The organism is Rhizobium sullae (assembly GCF_900169785.1).
Lineage (GTDB): Bacteria > Pseudomonadota > Alphaproteobacteria > Rhizobiales > Rhizobiaceae > Rhizobium > Rhizobium sullae.
In genome coordinates, this window is record NZ_FWER01000029.1 from 38,634 (window position 1) to 62,266 (window position 23,633).

Below are 23,633 nucleotides of genomic sequence, written 5' to 3' on the forward strand. Positions count from 1 at the left end.
GCCGACGGGCCCAGATCACCGGTTGGCAGGGCTGCGGCCATAAAGCAGCAACATCGCGATGATGACCACGCCGTAGATGATCTGCCGCCCGGCCTCCGGCATCTGCATGACCGAGAGGATCGATTGCAGGAGCGTAATTAAGATCACGCCGGCAACCGTGCCGACATAGGAGCCCTTGCCGCCGAGAATGGATGTTCCGCCGAGCACGACGGCGGCGATCGAAGGCAGTAGATAGGTATCGCCCATCGATTGGGCCGCCTTCGATGCATAGCCGGCAAGTAGGGCGCCGCCAAAGGCGCTAAGCGCCCCGGAAGCGATGAAGGCGATGAGGACGATCCGGCGGGTGTTGATGCCGGAAAGATAGGCCGCGCTCTCCCGGTTGCCGATGCCGTAGACGGAGCGGCCGAATGTCGTGCGTGTGAGGGCAAAGACCGTGCAGGCGCCGACCACTGCCCAGATGAGTACGGCGTTGGGTATGCCCGGCACAAGAAAGCCGGTTGCGAGATAACGCATCGCGGACGTTGCTGAATCCTGCGGCGAGAAACCGCCGGTATAAAGGACCATCAACCCTTGAGCGACGGCGTTGGTCGCCAGCGTGATGATCATCGAGGGGATGCGCAGATAAGCGACGCCGATCCCGTTCGTAAGCCCGATCGCCATGCCGCAGACAATGCCGAAGGGAACAGCAAGAATCTCGCCTGCAGGACCATAGGCGGCGGCCGCACAAGCCATCATTCCGCCGACGGCGACCGACCATGGAACGGAAAGATCGATCTGGCCGAGCAGGATGACTATCATCATGCCGGTGGCAATGACGCCAAGGAAGGATGCCACTTTCAACTGCTGCAGGAGATATTCCGGGGACAGGAAGCTCCTCGAATAAAAACTTCCGATGATCAGCAGAAGGATGATGCAGCCGAAGGCTGTCGCGATCGCCGGATCGAGCCGGCGCACGGATTTCGAAAGAAGGCTCACGGGCTCTTCTCGCGTTACATTGCTCATCCGAACCACTCCAGGCGATTGCGGACGCGGAACAATCCGAACGCTCCGAGGCTGACGGCGACGAGCAGCACCACGCCCTGGAACAGCGGCTGCCACAGCGGATCGAAATCGAAGACGAAAAGCAGGTCACCGATGGTGCGGAAGGCGAGCGCTCCGAAGATCGCACCGATCGCGCTGCCCTTGCCGCCAAACAAGGACACGCCGCCAAGCACGACCGAGGCGATTGAAAAGAGCGTATAGGCGTTACCGCTGGCAAGAGCTGCCTCGCCGGTAAAGGTGAAGAAGGTGAGGAACAGCCCGCCGATCGAGGCAAGAAGGCCGGCCAGCGCGTAGGCTGTAAACTTGGCGCGGCGGATCGGCAGCCCGGACATGTAGGCCGCAATCTCCGACGAGCCGGATGCATAGGCCGCCCGCCCGATGATCGACCGGCTGAACGGCACCCAAATGACGAGAACGACGGCAGTCAGAGCGACCAGGCTGGCAGGTACGAGCCCGAAGACCTTGCCGGTCATGATATCGGCCAGGCCCTCATTGACCGAGCCGCCGGGAAAGGGCCGCAGCAGCAGGGCGATCCCGAAGAAGACCGCGCCCGTCGCGATGGTGGCGACAATCGGCTGCAATCTGCCATAAATGACGATCAGGCCGTTCAATGCCCCGCAGGCAAGGCCCGTGGCCAGCACGGCGATGACGCCGAAGGCCGTTTCGATCGGCGTGCCGAGGACGATCCAGGAGGCCAGCGCATTGGTGAGGATGAAGATCATGCCAACCGATAGGTCGATGCCCGCCGTGATCACGATCAGCGTCTGCGCCATCGCCACAAAGGCGAGCAGAACACCCTTGTTGGCGGCGGTCTGCACGACATTGGCCGTCAATCCGGCGGGATGATTGGAGACATAGATGGCGAACATGACGAGAAAAATGCCGGCCGCCATCAGCGTGCCGCGCCGTTCGTTCAACCGGTAACGCCATTCCTTCATGCCGCGCTCTCCGCCTTTTCGCCCTCGACGTTGAGTGCGCTGGCGACCAACGCATGCTGCGTGATGCCGCTATCCTTCAACTCGCGCACGATGCTGCCATTGTAGAATACCAGGACACGATCGCAGCAGCCGATCAGCTCGTCATAATCCGTCGAATAGAACAGGATGGCCGCGCCTGCTTCGGCAAGCCGCCGGAGCAATTGGTAGATTTCCTGTTTGGTGCCGACATCGATGCCGCGTGTCGGATCGTTGAGGAGAATGATCCGCGGCCGGCGCATCAGCCACTTGGCAATGACGACCTTTTGCTGATTGCCGCCGGAGAGCGCACCGACCGGGATGTCGAGGCCGGCCGTCTTGATCGCCAGCAACTGCACCATCTCATCGATCAACTGTTCTTCTTTTTCCCGGTCTATGACGCCGCCCTTGGAGACCCGGTCCAGCACCGCGAAGGAGAGATTTTCTCGGACGGTCATCGGCAGCATCAAACCTTCGGTCTTGCGATCCTCGGGGATGAGAGCCATGCCGATTTGGCTTGAGCGTGCCGCCGCCGGGCTGGCGAGCGCGACGGCCTTGCCATCAACAAGGACAGTGCCGGTTGTGCCGCGAAGCACGCCGAAAAGGGCAAGCAGCAGTTCGCGCTGCCCTTGCCCGTCCAGACCACCAAGGCCGACGACTTCGCCCTTGCCGACCGTGAGCGAAATGTCGCGCAGGCTGTCCCCCCAGCCGAGATTGCGGCATTCAAGAGGCGGAGGAGGCGTATCGGCGGCCGCTCGTGTCGGCTTCGGCGGGAAGGCGTTGCTATATTCGCGGCCGATCATCATTTCGACGATCTCGTTGTCGCTGCGCGTCCCGGCCGCAAAATGCATGACGTTGCGGCCGTTGCGCAAAACCGTGCATTCATCGGCCAATTCGGCGATCTCCTGCATGCGGTGCGAAATATAAAGCAGCGCCAGTCCTTCCGACCTCAGCCGCCTCAATACCGAAAAGACCTTGGCGACATCTGCTGCCGTCAGCGCCGACGTTCCCTCGTCGAGGATCAGAATGCGCGGCTTCCACGCAAGCGCCTTGGCGATCTCGACGAGTTGCCGGCGCGACAATGATAGATCCTTGACCAGCGCCCGCGGATGAATGTCCTCGGCGCCTGCCCGGGCGAGCATCTCCTCGGCGACCGCACGCTGGGCCTTGCGATCGATCAGGCCGAAGCGCCGTGGCGGCGCGGCGATGCAGATGTTGTCGGCTACGCTCAAATCGGGAATGAGCGAAAGCTCCTGGAACACGCAGGTGACGCCGGCAGCAGAGGCCTCGGCGGGGGATCTGAAACTGACCGGACGTCCTTCGAGCAGCATCCGGCCCTCGTCGGGCGCGACGACGCCTGCCATGATTTTTATGAGGGTCGACTTGCCAGCGCCATTCTCGCCGAGAATGGCGTGGATCCGTCCCGGCTCCACGGCAAGCTCGGCATTTTCCAGCGCGTGAACGCCGCCGTAACGCTTTGAAACACCACTCATCTGGAAGAGGGGCGTTGCTGCCGGTATCTCTGGTGCGGTCATAGGGTTCCTCGAGGCCGGTTTTTCATGTGCGCCGCGGGCAAGGCCGCGGCGCACCGTTCAAGCGATCGGCTTGGACCCGGTCTACTGGTTTTCCTTCGACTGCCCCATGATCTCCTGGGCCGTGAAGTTGATGCCGCAGGTCGGGAAGGCGTTGCCGACGAAGAAATTGTCGGATTGGTCGGGATAGAAATCCTGGCCTGCCTTGAAATTAGGGTCTTCAACGATTGCCAGCGGCAGCTTGATGGATTGCGGCACAACCTGTCCCTCAAGTGCGGCAATCGCCGTCTTGATGGCAACCGCGACCTGTGCGGGTCCCGTGCCGGCCGACGAGCATTTCAGGCCCTCGGCGGCATGCTTGGCGCAGAACTTGCGAAACCCGTTTTCCGTCTCTCCCCCGAAAGGCACGAACGGATGTCCGGCATCGATCATCGCCTGCACGACACCGGTATCGCCGCCCTGCGCCGTGATGCCGTCGAACTTCTTGTGCACGGCAATTGCGTCAGCGGTCGCCTTTTGCGCCGTCGGATCGTCCCATTTGCCGAGCACTTCGACGACATCCCATTTCTTGCCGGTCGCGGCGAAGGTTTCCTGGATGCCGTTGTGGCGGTCGGTGTCGACCGACGTGCCGGCCACGCCGCGCACTTCGAGGACCTTGCCACCGTCAGGCAAGTGCTTTGCCAGCCAGTTTGCCCACAAGACGCCGAGACCCTTCTGGTCAACATTGACATTGATCGCGTCTTCGGTGTCAAGAATGTTGTCGAAGGCAACCAGAATGACGCCGGCCTGTTTGGCGCGCTTGATGACCGGTCCGAATGCCGTCGGGTTCTGGGCATTGACGACGATGGCGTCATAACCTGAATCGATGAAGTTGTTGATTGCCGAGATCTGCGCGGGCACGTCCTCTCCGGTCGAAACGACTTTGAACTCCTTGAGCTTGGCGGCGACGTCCGGCTGCGCCGCATAGGCCTTCGCCGTCTGAATCATCTGAATGCGCCAGGTATTGGCGATATAACCGTTGGCGAGCGCTATGCGGAATGGGCCGTCCTTCTTGGGGAACTTGAAGAATTTGGTTTCGGCCGCCCACGGCACGAAGCAGTCAGCTTCGGCCGCAGGCCCGCTGACGATTTCCGGCTCGGCAAGAACCGTGGAGTGGGAAAGCGTGAATGCAGCCGCGGCCAGGATGCCGCCGACCAGTGTCTTGTACATCGAATCCTCCCATTTGTTGCCATGTTTGGACTGGCATCGAATGGGTGCCGGCATGGTCGACGCTCCGCTGCGGATCTTATGATCTGCAGTCGGCTGCCGGTCCGGCAAGGCATGTCGATACGCTATCCAGATGACGTCAGACGGGCTCCTCCCCGGGGCGTCACGCGAGCGATGGTAGCGCTGCCAATCATGATTGTAAAGCAGCATGGAACGACCTGCTTTGCTGCGGATTTTTGCGATTCTGCAGCATTCATTTTTGCGAGTCCCGATGTCGAAATCGTGGTCGAATGGCAGGTCTTCTGCAGAGCTTGCGGAAGCGTTGCGCGCCAAACTCTGGCCGGCCAAGGTTTAGAGGTACGGACGCAGCCGGCTCCGGTGGCATTTGCTAGCTCTGTTAAATCTGCCCGGATTTGGATGCTGCGAACTGACTGCGGACGATGCCGTGGCGCTGTAGCTTATCGTAGAAAGTCTTGCGCGGTATGCCGAGCTCCGCAATCGTGCGGCGGACGTCGCCGTCATTGGCATCGAGCGCCTCGCGGATGATGCTGGCTTCATAGAGGTCCAGACGTTCGGGCAGCGGAAGCACGTCGCCCATCTCAGGCGCCGCATCGGAACTATTTGCCGGAACCTGCTCAACGCCGAGAACGAAGCGTTCGGCAAAATGCGACAGCTCGCGCACGTTTCCCGGCCAGCCATGATCCTGCAAATGACGGTGGACGGCGGACGAAATCGCCGGAACCTCCCGTTTGAAGCGAGAAGCCGCACGCTCGGCAAAATGGCCAAAGAGAAGCGGAATGTCGTCGCGGCGCTCGCGAAGCGGCGGGATGGAGATAGTGACGACATTGAGCCGGTAATAGAGATCCTCGCGAAAATCACCACGCTGGCCCGGGTCTGCGAGATCCACCTTTGCCGCAGCGACAACGCGCAGGTCAACGGGCCGGACCTCATTGGTGCCGAGCGGCGTCACCTCCCGCATCTCGAGAACCCGCAGCATCTGCACCTGGGTTGAGGGCGGCATGCTCTCGATCTCGTCGAGAAAAAGCGTGCCGCCGCTTGCATGCTCGATGCGCCCGACGCGCTTCTTCTGCGCACCGGTAAAAGCGCCGGGTTCGTGGCCGAAGAGCTCGCTTTCGATGACCGTTTCGGGCAGCGCCCCGCAGTTGAGTGCAACGAAGTTGCCTGACGCCCTGCGGCTCCATCGATGCAGCAGGCTCGCGACGACTTCCTTGCCGCTGCCGGTTTCGCCCGTGACGAGCACGTCGACCTCGGTATCGGCGATCTGCCGCAACGTCCGGCGCAGCCGCTCCATGGTCGCCGTCTGGCCGATCAGTGGCAGGTCGTCGCGGGCCTGGTCGGCTGCCCGGCGCAAAGCCCTGTTTTCCAGAACGAGACGGCGCTTTTCCACAGCCCTTCTGACGGCCTGGACCAGCCTGTCGGTTGCAAACGGCTTGGTGATGAAGTCGTAAGCTCCATCCTGAATGGCCTTCACCGCCATTGGAATATCGCCGTGGCCAGTGATCAGGATGACCGGCAGGTCCTCGTCTTCCTTGCGCAGGCGATTGAAAAGCTGCAGCCCGTCAATCTGCGGCATGCGGATATCGGAGACGACTGCGCCTGCAAAATCGGCGTTAAGGGCAGAAAGCGCTTCGCTCGCCGCCGAAAAGGCAGAAACATTAAAGCCCGCAAGCTCCAGCGTTTGTTTGGTGGCCCGGAGAAGGTCCTTGTCGTCGTCTATGAGAAAGATCGATAACGGATCGCTCATGCTGTTGCCCTTAGAAGGTGAACGGTAAAGCATGTGCCGTTGCCGCTGCTTGTGACATCGATCCGGCCGCCGTAATCGGCGACAATATCCTTTGAGATGACGAGACCAAGCCCGAGGCCCTTTTCCTTGGATGTCTGGAATGGCGTGAACAGCGTGTCGAGGACTGCCGGCGCAATGCCGGGACCATTGTCCGAAACAGTAATAGCGATGTGCTCGGCCGTTTCGGCAACGGATATCTCCACCTTCGCATCGTCACGGCCTTCGAGCGCCTCAAGGGCGTTCTGGAAGAGATTGATCAGGACCTGCTCCAGCCGGATTCGATTGCCGAGCACGAAAAGACCCGGCTGCGGCAGACGGATGTCGAGCGCATTCAACTGCCCGGCAAACCGGCTCTTCAGCAAGACGACGGCACCTTCGATGATGGCGCGCAGCTCGACGGGTTCGGCCGCCGTCCTTCCCTTGCGTGCAAAGGCTTTTAGTTCCTCGGTGATCGTGCCGATCCGTTCGGTGAGCTGGGCAATGGCGCCTAGATTTTCCTCGGCCGGGCTCGATTGCTTTCGCTGGAGGAAGACGCGGGCATTGTCTGCATAAGCGCGGATGGTGGCGACCGGCTGGTTGATTTCATGGGCGACGCCGGCTGCGACCTGCCCAAGGATGGCGAGCCGGTTTGCCTGCACGAGTTCCTGCTGCACGATTTGCAGCTTCTGCTCGGTATCGCGGTGATCGGAAATTTCCGCCTGTAAGTGATCGCGCGCCCGGCTCAGTTCCTCCGTCCGGGCAATGACCCGCCGTTCCAGTTCCTCGCGCATGGCCTGCTCGCTGGCGATCCTCAGTACGGAGACCTGCCGCCGTCTCAGCAAAAAAGCGGCGATTGCGAGAACGGGCAGTAAAAACGCCAATGCAAGAAGCCGCATCTCCCGCACGGCGGAGGCAACCGGCAGTTCGGTCCCCACCAGATACTCCAGCCGCCACGGCGTTCCCGGAACGGCTGCAAAGAGGCGGAGATACTGGGCCTCTCCGCTGCCGGGCAGAACGGCAGAAACGATGGAGGCGTCCGGATTGACGGCTGCCGGATGCATGATCGGAAGCTGCGCCAGCGGTGCATCTCCGAATTGCAGGCTGCTTCGAATCGACGCGAGCTGCTGCTGCGGCACCGGCCCGGTCGTCATGAAACGCCAGGAAGGGATGCTGGTGATCAGAACGACTCCGCGGTCGTCCGTCACGTAAGCCGGCCGGCTTGCATCGCGCCAGTCAGCTTCCAGACGGTCGAACTCCATCTTGACGACCACGACGCCAAGCGGGGCGGCTGCGCTCCCGACCCGACGCGAGATGTAAAGGCCGGGACGCTTGCTGACGCTGCCGAGCGCGAAGTGCTCGGCGCTGCCTTGTTCCATCGCGCGGCGGAAATAATCCCGGAAAGCGTAATCGTTGCCGACGAAACTGATGGGCTCGCGCCAGTTGCTCGAAGAAACAGCGATCCCGTCCGGGCCGATGACGTAGAGGACGGCGGCTTGCGTGCCGGTGACAAGCCTTTCCAGCTTGCGGTTCAAGAGATCGGTTGCGTCGCTCTTTGCAGCCGAAAGCGCGTCGAGAACCTGTTGGTCCTCCGAAAGCAACAGCGGCAGGGCGCGAGGGCGCTCCAGCACGGCGGTCAGCAATGCGACCTTGAGATTGGCGTCGGTGCGGCTTTGGCCTTCCAGCGCTTCGATGGCGGACCGGCGTCCGTAAAGTTCGGCGCCCACGAGCGCTGCCGCAACCAGGATCGCCGATGCAGCCAAGAACAGGACCCAGGCACTGCGTGCCTGCCGGGTGACGTCCTGCGGCGCTCGAAAGCCCTGCGTGGTTGATCGCTGAAGCATGGCGGAGAGTGTGCGCAATTTCGCACAAGGGTCAAATCAATTTGTGCGAAAAGACGCTCAAGTGGGCTTGCGTTCCCGGGGCGATTTTCAAGAACGTATGAGAAAACAGCGCCTTAACCGCAGAAAAGCAGACTGGCACGCCCATTGCAAAGTATCTGCAAACAGCCGGGTGGCTGTTGAATTCCAAATTTTCCGCCCCGGGAGGCCGTCATCGGTTTGGGGCTTTATGGAGGACACTATGGGTGTAGCAATTCCAGCCGCGCCGGCGCGCGGCAAAGTTCCATTCTATCGGCACCTCTATGTGCAGGTAGTTTTCGCGATCTGTGCGGGCATTCTGCTCGGGCACTTCTATCCTGAGATCGGCACGTCCTTGAAGCCGCTTGGTGACGCCTTTATCAGGCTCGTCAAGATGATCATTGCCCCGGTCATTTTCTTGACGGTCGCAACCGGTATCGCCGGCATGTCCGACCTGCAGAAGGTCGGGCGCGTCGCCGGCAAGGCGATGATCTATTTCCTCGTCTTTTCGACGCTCGCACTTGCCGTCGGTCTTATCGTCTCGAATGTTATCCAGCCGGGTGCGGGAATGCATATCGATCCGGCCACGCTCGATGCCAAGGCCGTGGCGACTTATGCCGAGAAAGCGCATGACACAACGATTACCGGCTTCCTGATGAACATCATCCCGACGACCATCGTCGGTGCTTTTGCCGATGGCGATATCCTGCAGGTGCTGTTCTTCTCGGTGCTGTTCGGCATTGCACTTGCCATGGTCGGCGATCGCGGCCGGCCGGTCGTCGATTTCCTGCATGCCGTGACGGCGCCGATCTTCCGCCTCGTGGCGATCCTCATGAAAGCAGCCCCCATCGGCGCCTTCGGTGCGATGGCGTTTACCATCGGCAAATACGGCATCGGCTCGATCGCCAACCTTGCCATGCTCATCGGCACCTTTTATCTGACGTCGCTGCTTTTCGTGCTTGTCGTGCTTGGCGCGGTTGCACGCTACAACGGCTTTTCGATCCTGGCGCTGATCCGCTACATCAAGGAAGAGCTGCTGCTGGTGCTCGGCACGTCGTCTTCGGAAGCTGCCCTTCCTGGCCTGATGGCCAAGATGGAGCGGGCCGGTTGCAAGCGTTCCGTCGTCGGTCTGGTCATCCCGACCGGCTATTCCTTCAACCTCGACGGCACCAACATCTACATGACGCTGGCAGCTCTCTTCATCGCCCAGGCGACGGACACGCCGCTTTCCCTTGCTGACCAGATCCTGCTCTTGCTCGTCGCCATGTTGAGCTCGAAGGGTGCTGCTGGCATCACCGGCGCAGGCTTCATCACGCTTGCCGCCACGCTCTCGGTCGTTCCGGCGGTTCCCGTCGCCGGTATGGCGCTCATCCTCGGCATCGACCGCTTCATGTCGGAATGCCGCGCGCTGACGAATTTCGTCGGAAACGCGGTCGCGACGGTTGTCGTCGCACGCTGGGAGAACGAACTGGACCAGACGAAATTTGCTGCGGCAATGGCCGGTGACCTGCCGGAGGAAGGCGATGCTTCCATGCCGGAACTGCAGGCTGCTGAGTAAAGACTGATCTGTCACGATCGAGACATGGCCGCGCCCTGAAGAGGGCGCGGCATTCTGCTGCCGGATCAAGCAGGAATCGAGGTCTTGCAGCGCCCAGCCGACCGCCGCTCGATGATACGGGATGCGACATGGATACGACGTGCAGGGGAACCCGGCAGCGGTGGATTTTCAATGCGTTCCAGCAGAAGCCGCAATCCGACCGCACCGCATTCCTGCCCTTCCATGCGCACCGTCGTCAACGGCGGCGAAATCTGCGTGGCGGGTGAATAGTCGCCAAAGCCCACGACAGAAATATCATCTGGAATGCGGTAACCCTGTCCAAGCAGCTCGGAGACAACCGTCAGCGCCAATCCGTCATGGGCGCAGAAAAAGGCCGTTGGGTTAATCCCCTTCTTCTGCAGCGCGCAGAAGGCATCTCCGAAACCGCTGCGCTCATCGAACTGCATAACGCCCAGTGTGACATCAGAATAAAGTTCGGCGACTTCCCGTGCACCGTAAAAGCGCTCCCGGCGGCCTCTGAGGCCCGGCATGCCTTCGACATAGGCAATCGAGCGATGCCCCAGATCGATGAGATACTGGACCACGGCCTGGCCTGCCTCATGATCGGTTCCCGTCACCTGGTCGGCCTGTTCCAGCGGACCGACCCAGCCAAACCTCACGATCGGCGCTCCCGTTGCCGTTATCGCGGCAATGGCCTCGCGATCATGGGGGCCGACAAGCAGCAGACCTGCGCAGGAGCGGGCGAGTTCTTCAAGCTGGCCGGGATTGTGGGTCCAGCGGAAACGCAGGCCCATTCCCAGGCGATGCGCTTCCCCTTGCACGCCATTCTGGATCTGCATGTAAAGCTCGCTGTTCAACGGATCGGCGTCGTGGAACACGACGGCGATATCGTTGGATGCAGCCGGGCTCACCGGCTTGACATAGCCCAGGCGCTCGGCGGTTTCGCGGATCAGCTCGCGCGTGGTCTCGCTGACGCCGCTCTTGCCGGCGAGCGAGCGCGACACGGCGTATTTCGACAGGCCGACCTCGCGCGCGATCGTCTGCAATGTTACCCGGCCCCTGCTTCCCATCCATCTGGTCTTTCAATCGCCATTCAATCTGCCGCTTGGGTATCGTGCGCATAACGACACCGATTTTCGGCAATAACGGAACATAACGCTTTACCTAACAATATCCAAATGTATTCTTCCTTTATCCGGGGCCCAGAACCAAAAATAACGCTAAGGGCATGGATTCTTGGAGGAGAGACCTATGATCAAGCTGAAACGTCGTGCGTTTCTGGCCGGGACCTCGGCCGTTCTCGTTTTGCCGGCACTGCCGGCTTTCGCCGCCGACTTCAAGGAAGCGGATATTCTCAAGGACAAGATTTCGAGCGGCGCCATCCCGCCCCTTAAGGATCGGCTGCCGGAAAATCCGCTGGTCATCAAGCCGGTCGAAAGCGTCGGCAAATATGGGGGCGACTGGAATATGGCGCTGGTCGGGGGCGGATCGCTGTCGATGCTTTTTCGTTATCAGGCCTATGAACCCCTGCTGCGTTATACCCCCGATTGGTCGGGGGTGACGCCGAATGTCGCTGAATCGTTTGAAGTCGACGCGGAATCAAAGGTTTATACGGTTCGCCTGCGCAAAGGCATGAAATGGTCGGACGGTCATCCCTACACGACGGCAGACATCAAATTCTGGTATGATACGGTCTTCAGCGACAAACGCGTCGCCTTCGTCGGCCAGGATCATTGGAAATCGGGCGGCAAGCCGGCGATGCTCGATATTGTCGATGAGCAGACGTTCAAGGTGACTTTCGAAAAGCCGAACGGTTTGTTCCCGTTGCAGGTTGCCTGGGCCAATGCCGACCAGACGACGCGTTGCCCGAAGCACTATCTCGAGCAGTTCCATATCGACTACAATCCCAAAGCCGACGAGCTTGCCAGGCAGCGTGGTTTTGAAAGCTGGATAGCCTCCTTCCAGGCTGCCGCCGGCTTCCAGGACGATAATGCCTTTTTTCTGAACTCCTCGAAGAAGCCCTGCCTGCATCCATGGATGTTCACCATCGCGCCCGGCGAAAACACCGAACGCGCCGTCGCCGAGCGCAATCCCTATTATTGGAAGGTCGATACAGAGGGTAACCAACTGCCCTACATGGATCGGATCATCTACCAGATGGTTGCCGACCCGCAGGTTCTGCTCTTGAAAGCCATGCAGGGCGAAGTCGACCTGATGGACCAGTATATCGCAACGCCGAACAATAAATCGGTGCTCTACGATGCGCGCGCTCAGGGCGATTACGACTTCTATACGCTGACGTCGACCGAAGCCAATGTGATGAACTTCATATTCAATCTGAACCACAATGACGAGACGAAGCGGAAGCTCTTTCGAAACAAGGACTTCCGGGCGGCACTTTCAACGGCGCTCGATCGCCAGTCGCTGATCGATGCCGTGCTTGTCGGGCAGGGCGCACCGGCGCAACCGTCGATCAAGAAGGAAGATCCGCTCTATAACGAGCAGCTTGCCACGCAGTTCACGGCCTATGACGCCGACAAGGCGAATGCCATGCTCGATCAGATCGTGCCGAAGCGCGATGATCAGAATTTCCGCCTGGACGAAGAGGGACGGCGTTTGACGATCATCTTCGAGATCGATCAGGCACGTGCCGTCTTCCTCGATCTCTTCCAATTGGTCATTCCGATGTTCCAGGCGGTGGGCATAGACGCGCAGATGCGCACCATGGACCGTTCGCTCTGGGAAACGCGCGTGCGCCAGGGCCGCGATTTCGATGCGACCGCCCACCAGTTCGGCGCAAACGGCGGCGTCGCGGCCATGCTCGACCCGCGCTACTACGTGCCGACGGATGCAAACGCCATGTATGCTCCGGCCTGGCAACTCTGGTACCGCGATCGGGGCAATGCCAATGCCGAAGAACCACCGGTAGAAACGAAAAGCCAGCTTGAGCTGTACGACAAGCTCAAAGCGACCTCCGACCCCGCCGGCCAGCGCGAGGTCATGAAGCAGATCCTGCAAGGGGCTGCCGACAACTTTTATGTTTTCGGCGTTTCGTTGCCGCCCGACGGCTACGGCATCGTCAAGAACAGCATGAAGAACATCACCAGGACCATGCCGAACTCCTTCGGCTGGCCGACACCCGCTCCGACCATGCCGGAGCAGTTCTACAAGGTCTGACGGCCTGAACGAGATGCAACTTCGGCGCCGGCCATGCGGTCGGCGCCGAAGCCTCCCTTTGCCGAATGATTGGACAAAGACGATGCTCGACGCCAAAAGACAGAACACCGACACGCTGCGGACGCCGGACTGGTTTACGACAGCAACCCGCTGGACCCAGCTTACCTTCGTGGAGGACGATCCGGAGAAATACGACCCGGCCTTCTGGATTGATGTCTTCAGGCGCACGAAATCCAACGCCGTCTGCCTCAGCGCCGGCGGCTACGTCGCTTACTATCCGAGCGAAGTGCCTTATCACTATGTCAGCAGGTATTTGGGCGACAAGGATATCTTCGGCGCGCTTGTCGAGGCCGCCCGCAAGCTTGATATGCATGTGATGGCCCGCGTCGATCCGCATGCGATTCATGAGGATGCGGCCAAAGCCCATCCCGAATGGGTGATGGTCAATGCCGACGGCACGCCGCGGCGCCACTGGGCCTATCCCGATGTCTGGGTGACGAATGCCTATGGCGCCTACAATACCGTCTTCATGCCGGAGGTCGTCAAGGAGATCGTCCGCAAATATGATATCGACGCTGTCTTTGCCAACCGGTGGCAAGGCCACGGCATCGACTACAGCGAAGACAGCGCCCGCCGCTTCAAGGATATGTTCGGCCATGCTCTGCCGAAGAAGCCGGATGCCGAAGATCCCGCCTGGCAGGCATGGGTGCAGTGGCGCCGCCGGGTACTGACCGACATGATCGTTCAATGGGACGAAGCCGTGAAGGCGATCCGGCCGCATGCAAGCTTCATCCCCAATATGGGCGGCGCCTCGCTGATGGAGTTTGACCTCTCGGTCATCGCCAAGCACTGCCCCTTCCTCGTCGTCGATCACCAAGGCCGCAAGGGACTGGAACTCGGCTGGTCAGCCGGACGCAACGGCAAGCGCATCCGCGCCACGTTTCAGGATCGTCCCGTGGTGCTCATCACCTCGATCGGCCCGGAAGAGGAATATCGCTGGAAGGATGCGGTGACGTCCGGCGAGGAGATGCAGCTCTGGATCAACGACGGCACGGCACATGGTCTTTATGCCTGGTTCACCAAATTCAACGGCGTTGTGCCGGACAAGCGCTGGGTCGAACCGGTTGCCGACGCTTTCGCCCTGCAGGCCGCTGTCGAGCCGGTGCTCGAAAGCATGAAGCCGGTGGCCGAAGTCGCGGTCATCGATCCCTCGACGACGCTGCGCCACTGGGCGCCGGAAGAAAGGCATGCCGCTGAAAAGCACGATCTCGGCGTCTATCATGCCCTCGTTGAAGCGCGTCTGCCCTTCGAGCTGCTCTCGGATCAGGTCCTGAGCGAGCAAAATCTCGACCGCTTCAAGCTGATCATTCTCGCCAACGCGGCCTGCCTGTCGGATGCGCAATGCGGCGCCGTCCGTGCCTATGTCGACCGCGGCGGCAGCGTGATTGCGGCTTACGAAACCTCGTTGCGCGACGAATTCGGCCGCAGGCGTGACGAATTCGGCCTTTCGGACCTCTTCGGCGCGAAATTCGTCTCCGGCCCACGCGGCATCGTCAAGAACACCTATGTCGCGCTCGCCGGCGACCATCCGCTCAATGCGGGCTTTGGCGGCGCCGAACGTATCATGGGCGGCACACGGCTGATCGACGTCCAACCGGCCGGCGATGCGAAGACCCCCTTTCTCTATGTTCCGGATTTTCCCGATCTGCCGATGGAGGAGGTCTATCCGCGCAAAGCGCCGGAAGGCGCTGCCGTCATCGCTCGCGAAACCGGCAAGGGCGGCCGTTCGGTTTACTTTCCCTGGAATGTCGGCGAAATTTTCTGGGAGGTTTTCGCCGTCGACCACGCCCGGCTTCTCGCCAATGCCGTTCGCTGGGCGCTTGGCAAGACGCCGCGCGTTACCGTCGCCGGTCCCGGGGTCGTCGATTTGGCGCTGCGCGAAAATGCCGACGGTATCGCGCTCAGCCTCTTCAACCTCACCAACCCGATGATGATGAAAGGTCCGATACGCGAAAATTACCCTCTGGGGGGTCAGACCGTTTCGGTGGAGATTCCTGAAGGAAAATCTGTGGCGAAGGCCTGGCTCGTAGTGGCCGACCGTGCCGCGAGCTTCAGCATCAAGGATGGCCGCGCTGAGGTGGAGGTGCCGGGCATCGAACGGCTTGAGGTCGTGCATATCACCTGGAACTGAAGTGACAGACTGATGCCGGAGGAGTGCTTTCGGCCTGGTGGGGCCGAAAGCGGACGGAGGTCCGAAGGAAGCGCCTGACCGGCGCTCTCAACGGGAGGAGAACATCCGATGCTTGGCTATATATTCAAGCGCCTGCTCTACATGATCCCGACCTTGTTCGGCATGTCGCTGATCTCGTTCCTGATCATCCAGCTGCCGCCGGGCGACTATCTGACGTCGATGATCGCCACCATGAGCGACAGCGGCCAGACCGTGGATCCGGCCCAGATCGAACGGCTGAAGGAGATCTACGGCTTCGACGATCCCTTCTATATCCAGTATCTGAAGTGGATATGGGGTATCCTCAGCCGGGGCGACTTTGGTCATTCCTTCGAATGGAACCAGCCCGTCTCTGGCCTCATCTGGGCGCGCATGGGCTCGACGCTGGTCATCTCGCTGCTGAGCCTGCTTTTCGTCTGGATCGTTGCGCTGCCGATCGGCATCTATTCGGCCGTGCGCCGTCAGTCGCTCGCTGACCACGTCTTCACCTTCTTCGGCTTCATCGGCCTTGCGGTGCCGAACTTCATCCTGGCGCTGACGCTGATGTACGTCGCCTACAAATATCTCGGTCAGAGCGTCGGCGGCCTGAACTCTCCGCAATATACCGGAGCGCCGTGGAGCCTCGCGAAGATTGGCGATTTCCTGGCGCATCTCTGGATACCGATCATCATCATCGGCGCGTCGGGAACGGCGGCGCTGATCCGCATCCTGCGCGCCAATCTGACGGACGAATTGCACAAGCCCTATGTGATCACCGCCCGCGCCAAGGGTCTGCCGGAATACAAGGTCATCCTCAAATACCCGGTGCGCATCGCACTCAATCCCTTCGTCTCGGCGATCGGCTGGGTGCTGCCGCATCTTGTCTCCGGCGTGACAATCACCGCGATCGTCCTCAACCTGCCGACCGCTGGGCCGCTGCTCTTCAGGGCTCTCATCTCGCAGGACATGTATCTCGCCGGCAGCTTCATTCTGCTATTGAGTGCGCTGACGCTCGTCGGCATGCTGCTGTCCGACCTCCTTCTTGCGCTGCTCGACCCGCGCATCCGGTTCAATTGAGGAGGCCGACATGAGCGTTCGCGAGACATTGGGAAAGCATTCCGAACCGTCGCTGATCACTGTCGATGGACCGTCGATCAGCCCGCTGAAGGAGGGCAGGGCGATCTCGACGGCTGCGGTCGGGCCATGGCGGCTGGTGGCCGGCAAGCTGGTCCGCCAGAAAGTGGCGATGGCAGCCGGCGCCATCATTCTCCTGCTCTATCTGGTCGGCCTCTTTGCCGAATTCCTGGCGCCGGCTCTGCCGATGACCTCGCGCCCGCAGTACACTTACGCCCCGCCGCAGGGCCTCAGCCTCTTCGTGACGAAACCGGACGGCAGTTCCGAGTTCAATTTCCACGTGAAGGGCTACAAGGTCGAGATCGACAAGGTGGCCCTGCGCCGCACCTTCGTCGTCGATGATACCAAGGTCGTGCCGGTCGGCTTCTTCGTTAAGGGTCCGCTCTACAGGCTCTGGGGCCTAATTCCGACGGAGCGTCATCTGATCGGCCCGATCAACCGGAGCGATCCGATGTATCTGCTCGGTGCCGACCGGCTCGGCCGTGACGTATTCTCGCGGCTGATCTACGGCACTCGCGTTTCCATGTCGATCGGCCTCGTCGGCGTCGCCATGTCGCTGATCCTGGGTGTCGTGCTCGGCTCCATTTCCGGCTTCTACGGCGGCTGGGTCGATACGATCATCCAGCGCATCATAGAGGTGGTCAGCGCAATGCCGACCATTCCGCTCTGGCTGGGCCTGGCAGCGGCGATCCCGCTGACATGGTCGCCGGTCAACGTCTATTTCGTCATCACCATCATCGTCTCGCTGCTCGGCTGGACAAGTCTCGCCCGCGAGGTGCGGGGACGGTTCCTGGCACTGCGCAGCGAGGATTTCGTCACCGCCGCAAGGCTAGACGGCTCAAGCGAGACGCGGCTGATCTTCCGCCACATCCTGCCGTCGCTGACGAGCCACATCCTGGCCGTCGTGACACTCGCCGTGCCGACGATGATTGTTGCCGAGACCTCGCTTTCCTTCCTCGGCATCGGATTGAAACCGCCGGTGGTGAGCTGGGGCGTGCTGCTGCAGGACGCTCAGAATATTCGCACGGTCGCGACGGCTCCATGGCTGCTGATCTGGCCGTCGCTCGCAGTGGTCATTGCCGTGCTTTCCTTCAACTTCTTCGGCGACGGCCTTCGCGATGCCGCCGACCCCTACGACAATTGAGGAGGAAACGATGGCCGATCTTCCCGAAGATGTCGTCCTCTCCGTCGAGAACCTCTCGATCGATTTTAAGCTCAGGACACATATCCTGCACGCTGTCCAAAATGTCAGTTTCCAGTTGAAGCGCGGCCAGACGCTCTGCCTCGTCGGCGAGAGCGGCTCGGGCAAAAGCGTAACCGCCCGCTCGCTGCTGCAGATCGTTGACAGGCCTGGCCGCATCGCCGACGGGAAGATCCTGCTGCGCAATGGCGGCGAGGTCACCGATATCGCGACGCTTTTCCCCGGCAGCAGGCCGATGCGCGCAATCCGGGGGCGGCGCATCGGCTTGATATTCCAGGAACCGATGAGTTCGCTTTCACCGGTACACACGATCGGCTCGCAGATCATCGAGGCCATTCGCGTCCACAGCGATGTCGACAAATCCACCGCGCGGGCCAGAATGATCGATCTGCTGCGCCAGGTCGAAATTCCAAATCCGGACCAGATGGCCGATCGATATACCTTCGAATTCTCCGGCGGCATGCGCCAGCGCGCCCTGATCGCCATGGCGCTCGCCGGAAATCCGGACATCCTGATTGCCGACGAGCCGACGACAGCGCTCGATGTCACGACGCAAGCCGAAATCCTCGACCTCATCAAGCGCCTGCAGGTCAGCCGTGGAATGGCGATGCTGCTGATCACCCATGACATGGGCATTGTCGCCGAGGTGGCCGACGAGGTTGCCGTCATGCGCTTCGGCCGCATCGTCGAACGCGGTCCGGTCGATGCGATTTATCATGCCGCCGAACATCCCTATACGCGTGAGCTCCTGGCCTCGACGGTCAAGCTCACACACCACGTCGAAGGCAAAGCGCCGGCCGTTGCGCTGTCTGCGGCGCCGCAGCCGATCCTTTCTGTCCGCAATCTCAGCAAGATCTACGGCTGGCACGGCAAGGCGAACGCGCTGCGTGCCGTCGACGACGCCAATTTCGATCTCTATCCCGGTGAAAATCTCGGCATCGTCGGCGAGAGCGGCTCCGGCAAGACGACGCTCGGCCGTCTCATCCTGCGCACCGTCGAGCCGACCGGCGGCAGCATAACCTATCGCGGCAAGGACGGCGGCGCGATCGACGTCACCACGCTCACGACGCGCGAGCTTCGCAGCTTCCACCGCGAAGCCCGTCTCATCTTCCAGGATCCCTTCGCCTCGCTCAATCCGCGCATGACCGTCAAGGAGGTGATCGGTGACCCGCTGGTCGTCAACGGCCTTGCCAAGGGCAGGGCGCTGGAGGATCGCGTGGCCGAATTGATGCGCATGGTCGGCCTCGACCCGATCGGCATGGAACGGTATCCGCACGCCTTTTCGGGCGGTCAGCGTCAGCGTATCGGCATCGCCCGGGCGCTTGCCCTTGATCCGCGTATCATCATTGCCGATGAAGCCACCTCGGCGCTCGATGTCTCGATCCGCAGCCAGATCCTCGACCTTTTGCTCGACATTCGCAAGCGGCTGAACCTGAGCTTCATATTCATCTCGCACGACATTTCCGTGGTGCGCTACTTCTGCGACCGCGTCGCCGTCATGCATCGCGGCAGGATCGTCGAGCTCGGCGAGGCCGAGCAGATCTGCACCGCGCCGCAGGAGGCTTATACCAAAAGCCTTATCTCCGCCGTTCCCAATCCCGATCCGCGCAACAAGCGCATGCTTCATCGGCATCGCTTCGTCGCACCCGCCAATGCCTGAGGATAAACGCAGTGCCGAAATTCTCCGCCAATCTTTCGTTCCTCTATCAGGATTTGCCCTTCCTCGACCGCTTCGCCGCAGCGGCCAGGGATGGCTTCGGAGCGCTCGAATATCTCGGTCCCTATGCCGAGCCGAAGGAAAAGGTTGCAGACGCCTTGAAGGCAAGCGGCCTGAAACAGGCGCTCTTCAACGTGCCGTCTGGCGACTGGGCCGGCGGCGAGCGTGGCATCGCCTGTCTGCCGGACCGCGTGGAGGAGTTCCGCGCCGGCATCTCGCTTGCTCTCGATTATGCCAAGGTGCTCGATTGCAGACAGGTCAATGTCATCTCCGGCCTGGTGCCGGAAGGTGCTGATCTCGAAATGCTGGAGAAAGTGCTTGTCGGCAATCTCAAATACGCTGCGGCGCGCTGTGCCGACGCCGGCATCAAGCTCTTGATCGAGCCGATCAACCTGCGCGACATTCCGGGTTTCTTCCTGTCGAGCACGGCACATGCCGAGCGCATCCTCGAAAAAGCCGGCTCGGACAATCTCTACATCCAGTATGATTTCTACCACATGCAGATCATGCAGGGAGACCTGATCCCGACCTTCGTCCGGCTCAAGGAGAAGATCGCCCATGTGCAGATCGCCGACAATCCGGGCCGGGGCGAGCCCGGCACGGGCGAAATCAACTATGGTTTTACTCTCTCCGAACTCGACCGCCTGGGTTACGACGGCTGGGTGGGCTGCGAGTATAGGCCGAAGGCCGGCACCCGCGAGGGCCTCGGATGGATGAAGCCTTACCTAACGTGAGCAAGCGGAAGTGAGAAGACCATGAACATCGGATTTATTGGACTGGGCGTCATGGGGCGTCCGATGGCGGAACACCTGATCGATGCCGGCCACACATTGCATCTGAGCCGCGTCAGGGAAGCCTCGCAGCATCTCGTCGCCAAAGGTGGCATCGCCGCGGCAAACGCCAGGGCGGTCGCAGAAGTCGCCGACATCGTAATCCTGATGCTGCCGGACACACCGGACGTCGAAGCCGTCCTCTTTAGCGAAAATGGTGTCGCTTCAGGGCTTTCGACCGGAAAGCTCATCATTGACATGAGCTCCATCTCGCCGGTTGCCACCAAGGCCTTTGCCGCGCGGATCGGGGCTCTGGGCTGCGACTATCTGGACGCACCGGTCTCCGGCGGCGAGGTTGGCGCCAAGGCCGCCTCGCTGACGATCATGGTCGGCGGCAAGCAGGAGGCTTTCGAGCGCGCACGGCCACTGCTTGCGACGATGGGCAAGACCATCACACTGGTCGGCGGGGTGGGCGACGGGCAGACGGCGAAGGTCGCCAACCAGATCATCGTCGGGCTGACGATCGAGGCGGTTGGCGAAGCGCTGCTTTTTGCCAAAAGAGCTGGCGCCGATCCGGCCAGGGTGCGTGCTGCGCTGATGGGAGGCTTTGCCGCCTCGCGAATCCTTGAGGTGCACGGCGAACGCATGGTCAACGAGACTTTTGAGCCCGGCTTTCGCATCCGCCTGCACCGCAAGGACCTGACGCTTGCGGTCGACGCAGCCCGCGCGCTTGATCTCTCGCTACCGAACACGGCAGCGACCCAACAGCTCATGAATGCCGCGGTCGCCAATGGCGACGGCGAGCGCGACCATTCCGCCCTTATCCGCACGCTCGAGCTTCTCGCCGGAGGGCCGCGCTAGAAAAAAGCTTTCAAAACCACCGGACAGACCCTTCGAATGCCCGCGAGCCGGAACTTCCTCCGGACGGCGAAGCCTTGCCCGGACTCGATTGAAAAGGACAGGACAATGCTCAGAAACGATATTCAGTTCCCTTATGGCGCCGTCTATTTCCGCAAGTCCAACCCGCCGAACGAGGACTGGGAGCGTGACTATGCGACCGCCGGCGAAGATGGGCTCAACATTTTCCGCCATTGGTTCATGTGGGGCGCGATCGAAGTTGCTCCGGGCGTCTATGATTGGGACGACTATGACCGTCAGCTCGATCTCGCCGCGAAAAACGGGATCAAGACGGTGATCGCCGAGCTGATCCACGCGGTACCGGACTGGGCGGTGCGCAAGTTCAGCCACGCGCTGCAGGTCGCTGCCGACGGCACGAAGCTCGGCTCCTACATGGGCGTCTCTTCTGCAACCGGTGGCTTCTCCAACAATGGCGGCGGCGCCGGCGCGCTGACGCTCAACTGCCCCGAGGTGAAGGAGGCGGCCGGCCAATTCCTGACCGCACTCGCCACCCGCTACAAGGATCACCCGGCGATCTACGGTTACGACGTCTGGAACGAATGCAATTATTCCGCCGATGTCGACTACAGCAGCTACGCCAAGGCAGCGTTCCGCAAGTGGCTGGAGAAGAAATACGGCACGCTGAGCGCGCTCGCCAAGGCCTGGCACCGCTACAGCTATGCCGAATGGCAGGATATCGAGCCGCCCGTGCATATGGCGCCCTATCCGGAATGCATCGACTGGCTGCAGTTCAAGCGGGACAACTTCTACGGCCAGATGCAGTGGCGCATCGACACGATCCGCGCCATCGACCAGAAGAACGTCATTGCTGCCCATGGCATTTCCGGCGCCATTCCGAACATGGCGGCAAACGGTTGCGACGACTGGTTGGCTGCTTCCAAGGTCGATATCTATGGTTTCACCTGGATCCAGGCCCGCAAGGGTACAGAACCATGGAAGACCTGGTATGGCGTCGACATCAACCGCGCCGCTGCCCGCGGTAAACCCTTCTGGCATGCCGAGCGGCAAGGCGGGCCTCTCTGGCTGCAGCCGCAAGTGATAGGTCGTGACAAAGAAGACGGCCGTGTGGCTGAGCCGGAGGATATTCGCCTCTGGAGCATGACTTCGCTTGCCGGCGGCGCGCGCGGTGTTCTTAACCTGCGCTGGCGTCCGCTGCTCGACGGTCCGCTCTTCGGCGCTTTCGGCTCCTACGGCATGGACGGCGCGCGCACGCCGCGCTCGGAAATCGCCAGCCAGATGGCAAAATGGGCAAACGATCCGGCCCAGGCAGCACTTTGGGAGGCAAAACCGGTGCGTGGCGAGGTCGGCATACTTGTGGTGCCCGAAACGCAGCAATTCGACTATCTGCTGAACCACGACCGCAAGGAAAAGCCCTATCCGGAAGCCATGTGGGGTGCCTACCGCGGCTTTTTAGAAAACGGGGTGCAGCCGGACTGGGTTCATATCGACGATATCGGCGACTACGATCTCCTCTATTTCCCTTATCCGATCATGTTCACCGCCGAACAGGCAAGGCATCTCAAAGCCTGGGTGGAAAAGGGCGGCATCCTGATTGCCGAAGCCTGCCCGGGATATTTCGGCGACCGCGGCCATGTCGGCCAGATCCAGCCGAACATGGGCCTCGACCAGGTCTTCGGTGCACGGGAGGAGGAAGTCGAGTTCATGCCGGATATCGGCGATCGGATTCGTCTCGAGCTGGAAGGACTGGCCGTCGACGGTGGCGGGCTGCTGCAATCCTATAAACTTGCCGGCGGCAAGGCGCTCGGCCGTTTTGACGATGGACGTCTGGCGGTCGTCGAAAACAGCTTCGGCAGAGGCCGCACGCTTTTGATCGGCACAAACCCCTCGGTTGCCTATTACCGAACCGAAGGCAAAGCGAACCGTGCCTTCTTCGAAGAGCTCATGAATTGGAGCGGCCGGAGCCGGCACGTGACGCTTTCAAACGATGCCGTCTTTGCCCGCATCCACAAAGGCGAAAAAGGCAGCTTTCTCTGGCTCGCCAATCCGACGCGCAGGCCGCAGGCGACCGATGTCGAGCTTGCCGACCGGCTCGGAACGTTGACCAGCGCGCAAGCGTCGTGGCCCGCCGGCTGGAACTATCATGGCGGACAGATCGAAGTCCCGCCGCGCGATGTGCTGATCCTGCAGTTGGGCTAGTGGCTTGATCGGAACGTGTCCGCCTTACCTCGCCCTTCCGGGCGGGGTAAGGCGGACGGGACGCCGTTAACCATGTTCCGGTCCGCATCCGCCGGCGCTTGCGGAACATATGAAGAACGTCCTATGGTCGTTCCGATGAAGGAACGGCTGGGCTACCGATACAGGATCTACCCGGACGCGCGGCAGGCGCGGCTGTTCCGCCAGACCGTCGGCTGCTGCCGCCTCGTCTACAACCTCTGCCTCGAGCAGCGGAGCATGGCGTATNCGGCTGTTCCGCCAGACCGTCGGCTGCTGCCGCCTCGTCTACAACCTCTGCCTCGAGCAGCGGAGCATGGCGTATGCAATGCCGTCCAGGCACCGCCTGTCCTCGTTCGACCAGATCAAGGAACTGCCGGGCCTGAAGGCCCATCTGCCGTTCCTC

17 protein-coding genes and 1 pseudogene are annotated in these 23,633 nt (G+C 61.2%); 11 read left to right on the plus strand and 7 right to left on the minus strand.

Annotation, left to right across the window (positions count from 1 at the left end; translation table 11 throughout):
• Window positions 1-15 precede the first annotated feature (15 nt).
• The 6 genes from BN1800_RS23425 to BN1800_RS23450 all read right to left on the minus strand — a co-directional run bounded on the left by BN1800_RS23425 (window position 16) and on the right by BN1800_RS23450 (window position 8,356).
• Window positions 16-1,002: an ABC transporter permease gene (locus tag BN1800_RS23425; RefSeq protein WP_087001374.1), complete on the minus strand. Its 987-nt coding sequence runs from the start codon at window positions 1,000-1,002 to the stop codon at window positions 16-18.
• Window positions 999-1,979, minus strand: coding sequence for an ABC transporter permease (locus tag BN1800_RS23430; RefSeq protein WP_027510335.1), 981 nt, complete (start codon window positions 1,977-1,979; stop codon window positions 999-1,001). The genes BN1800_RS23425 and BN1800_RS23430 overlap by 4 nt, the downstream gene beginning before the upstream one ends.
• Complete coding sequence (locus tag BN1800_RS23435) at window positions 1,976-3,529, minus strand: sugar ABC transporter ATP-binding protein (RefSeq protein WP_087001375.1); 1,554 nt, start codon at window positions 3,527-3,529, stop codon at window positions 1,976-1,978. Before BN1800_RS23435 ends, BN1800_RS23430 begins: the two co-directional genes overlap by 4 nt.
• Before the next feature lie 81 nt (window positions 3,530-3,610).
• Window positions 3,611-4,735, minus strand: a complete 1,125-nt coding sequence (locus BN1800_RS23440) for a sugar ABC transporter substrate-binding protein (RefSeq protein WP_027510333.1) — start codon at window positions 4,733-4,735, stop codon at window positions 3,611-3,613.
• Between the two features lie 394 nt (window positions 4,736-5,129).
• A complete protein-coding gene (locus tag BN1800_RS23445; RefSeq protein ID WP_087001376.1) occupies window positions 5,130-6,497 on the minus strand; it encodes a sigma-54-dependent transcriptional regulator in 1,368 nt (455 codons plus the stop codon).
• The gene (locus BN1800_RS23450; RefSeq protein ID WP_087001377.1) at window positions 6,494-8,356 is read right to left on the minus strand and encodes a sensor histidine kinase; all 1,863 of its coding nucleotides are present in this window, start codon (window positions 8,354-8,356) and stop codon (window positions 6,494-6,496) included. Before BN1800_RS23450 ends, BN1800_RS23445 begins: the two co-directional genes overlap by 4 nt.
• 238 nt (window positions 8,357-8,594) lie before the next feature.
• Between BN1800_RS23450 and BN1800_RS23455 the strand changes: the two genes are divergently transcribed.
• Entirely contained in the window at window positions 8,595-9,929 is a 1,335-nt protein-coding gene (locus BN1800_RS23455) for a dicarboxylate/amino acid:cation symporter (RefSeq protein ID WP_027510329.1), read from the plus strand.
• Between the two features lie 65 nt (window positions 9,930-9,994).
• Here the strand turns inward: BN1800_RS23455 and BN1800_RS23460 are convergent, their stop codons facing one another.
• On the minus strand, window positions 9,995-10,999 hold the full coding sequence (locus BN1800_RS23460) for a LacI family DNA-binding transcriptional regulator (RefSeq protein ID WP_087001379.1): 1,005 nt from the start codon (window positions 10,997-10,999) through the stop codon (window positions 9,995-9,997).
• 181 nt (window positions 11,000-11,180) lie between these two features.
• Between BN1800_RS23460 and BN1800_RS23465 the strand changes: the two genes are divergently transcribed.
• The 10 genes and pseudogenes from BN1800_RS23465 to BN1800_RS44015 all read left to right on the plus strand — a co-directional run.
• Window positions 11,181-13,106, plus strand: coding sequence for an ABC transporter substrate-binding protein (locus tag BN1800_RS23465; protein WP_087001380.1), 1,926 nt, complete (start codon window positions 11,181-11,183; stop codon window positions 13,104-13,106).
• Between the two features lie 82 nt (window positions 13,107-13,188).
• The gene (locus BN1800_RS23470; RefSeq protein ID WP_087001390.1) at window positions 13,189-15,297 is read left to right on the plus strand and encodes a family 10 glycosylhydrolase; all 2,109 of its coding nucleotides are present in this window, start codon (window positions 13,189-13,191) and stop codon (window positions 15,295-15,297) included.
• A gap of 108 nt (window positions 15,298-15,405) precedes the next feature.
• The gene (locus tag BN1800_RS23475) at window positions 15,406-16,392 is read left to right on the plus strand and encodes an ABC transporter permease (RefSeq protein ID WP_087001381.1); all 987 of its coding nucleotides are present in this window, start codon (window positions 15,406-15,408) and stop codon (window positions 16,390-16,392) included.
• Between the two features lie 10 nt (window positions 16,393-16,402).
• On the plus strand, window positions 16,403-17,593 hold the full coding sequence (locus BN1800_RS23480) for an ABC transporter permease (protein ID WP_087001382.1): 1,191 nt from the start codon (window positions 16,403-16,405) through the stop codon (window positions 17,591-17,593).
• Between the two features lie 10 nt (window positions 17,594-17,603).
• Window positions 17,604-19,310, plus strand: coding sequence for an ABC transporter ATP-binding protein (locus BN1800_RS23485; protein ID WP_087001383.1), 1,707 nt, complete (start codon window positions 17,604-17,606; stop codon window positions 19,308-19,310).
• Between the two features lie 11 nt (window positions 19,311-19,321).
• Complete coding sequence (otnI, locus tag BN1800_RS23490; RefSeq protein ID WP_087001384.1) at window positions 19,322-20,101, plus strand: 2-oxo-tetronate isomerase; 780 nt, start codon at window positions 19,322-19,324, stop codon at window positions 20,099-20,101.
• A 21-nt stretch (window positions 20,102-20,122) separates the two neighbouring features.
• Entirely contained in the window at window positions 20,123-20,998 is an 876-nt protein-coding gene (locus BN1800_RS23495) for a 2-hydroxy-3-oxopropionate reductase (protein WP_087001385.1), read from the plus strand.
• A 105-nt stretch (window positions 20,999-21,103) separates the two neighbouring features.
• Window positions 21,104-23,212, plus strand: a complete 2,109-nt coding sequence (locus BN1800_RS23500) for a beta-galactosidase (protein WP_087001386.1) — start codon at window positions 21,104-21,106, stop codon at window positions 23,210-23,212.
• Window positions 23,213-23,347: 135 nt separating this feature from the next.
• Window positions 23,348-23,401, plus strand: a pseudogene (locus BN1800_RS44010) (hypothetical protein); the annotation flags it as partial.
• Window positions 23,402-23,480: 79 nt separating this feature from the next.
• Window positions 23,481-23,633, plus strand: a 153-nt coding sequence (locus BN1800_RS44015) for a helix-turn-helix domain-containing protein (protein WP_425299060.1), incomplete at its 3' end; no start/stop codon positions are given.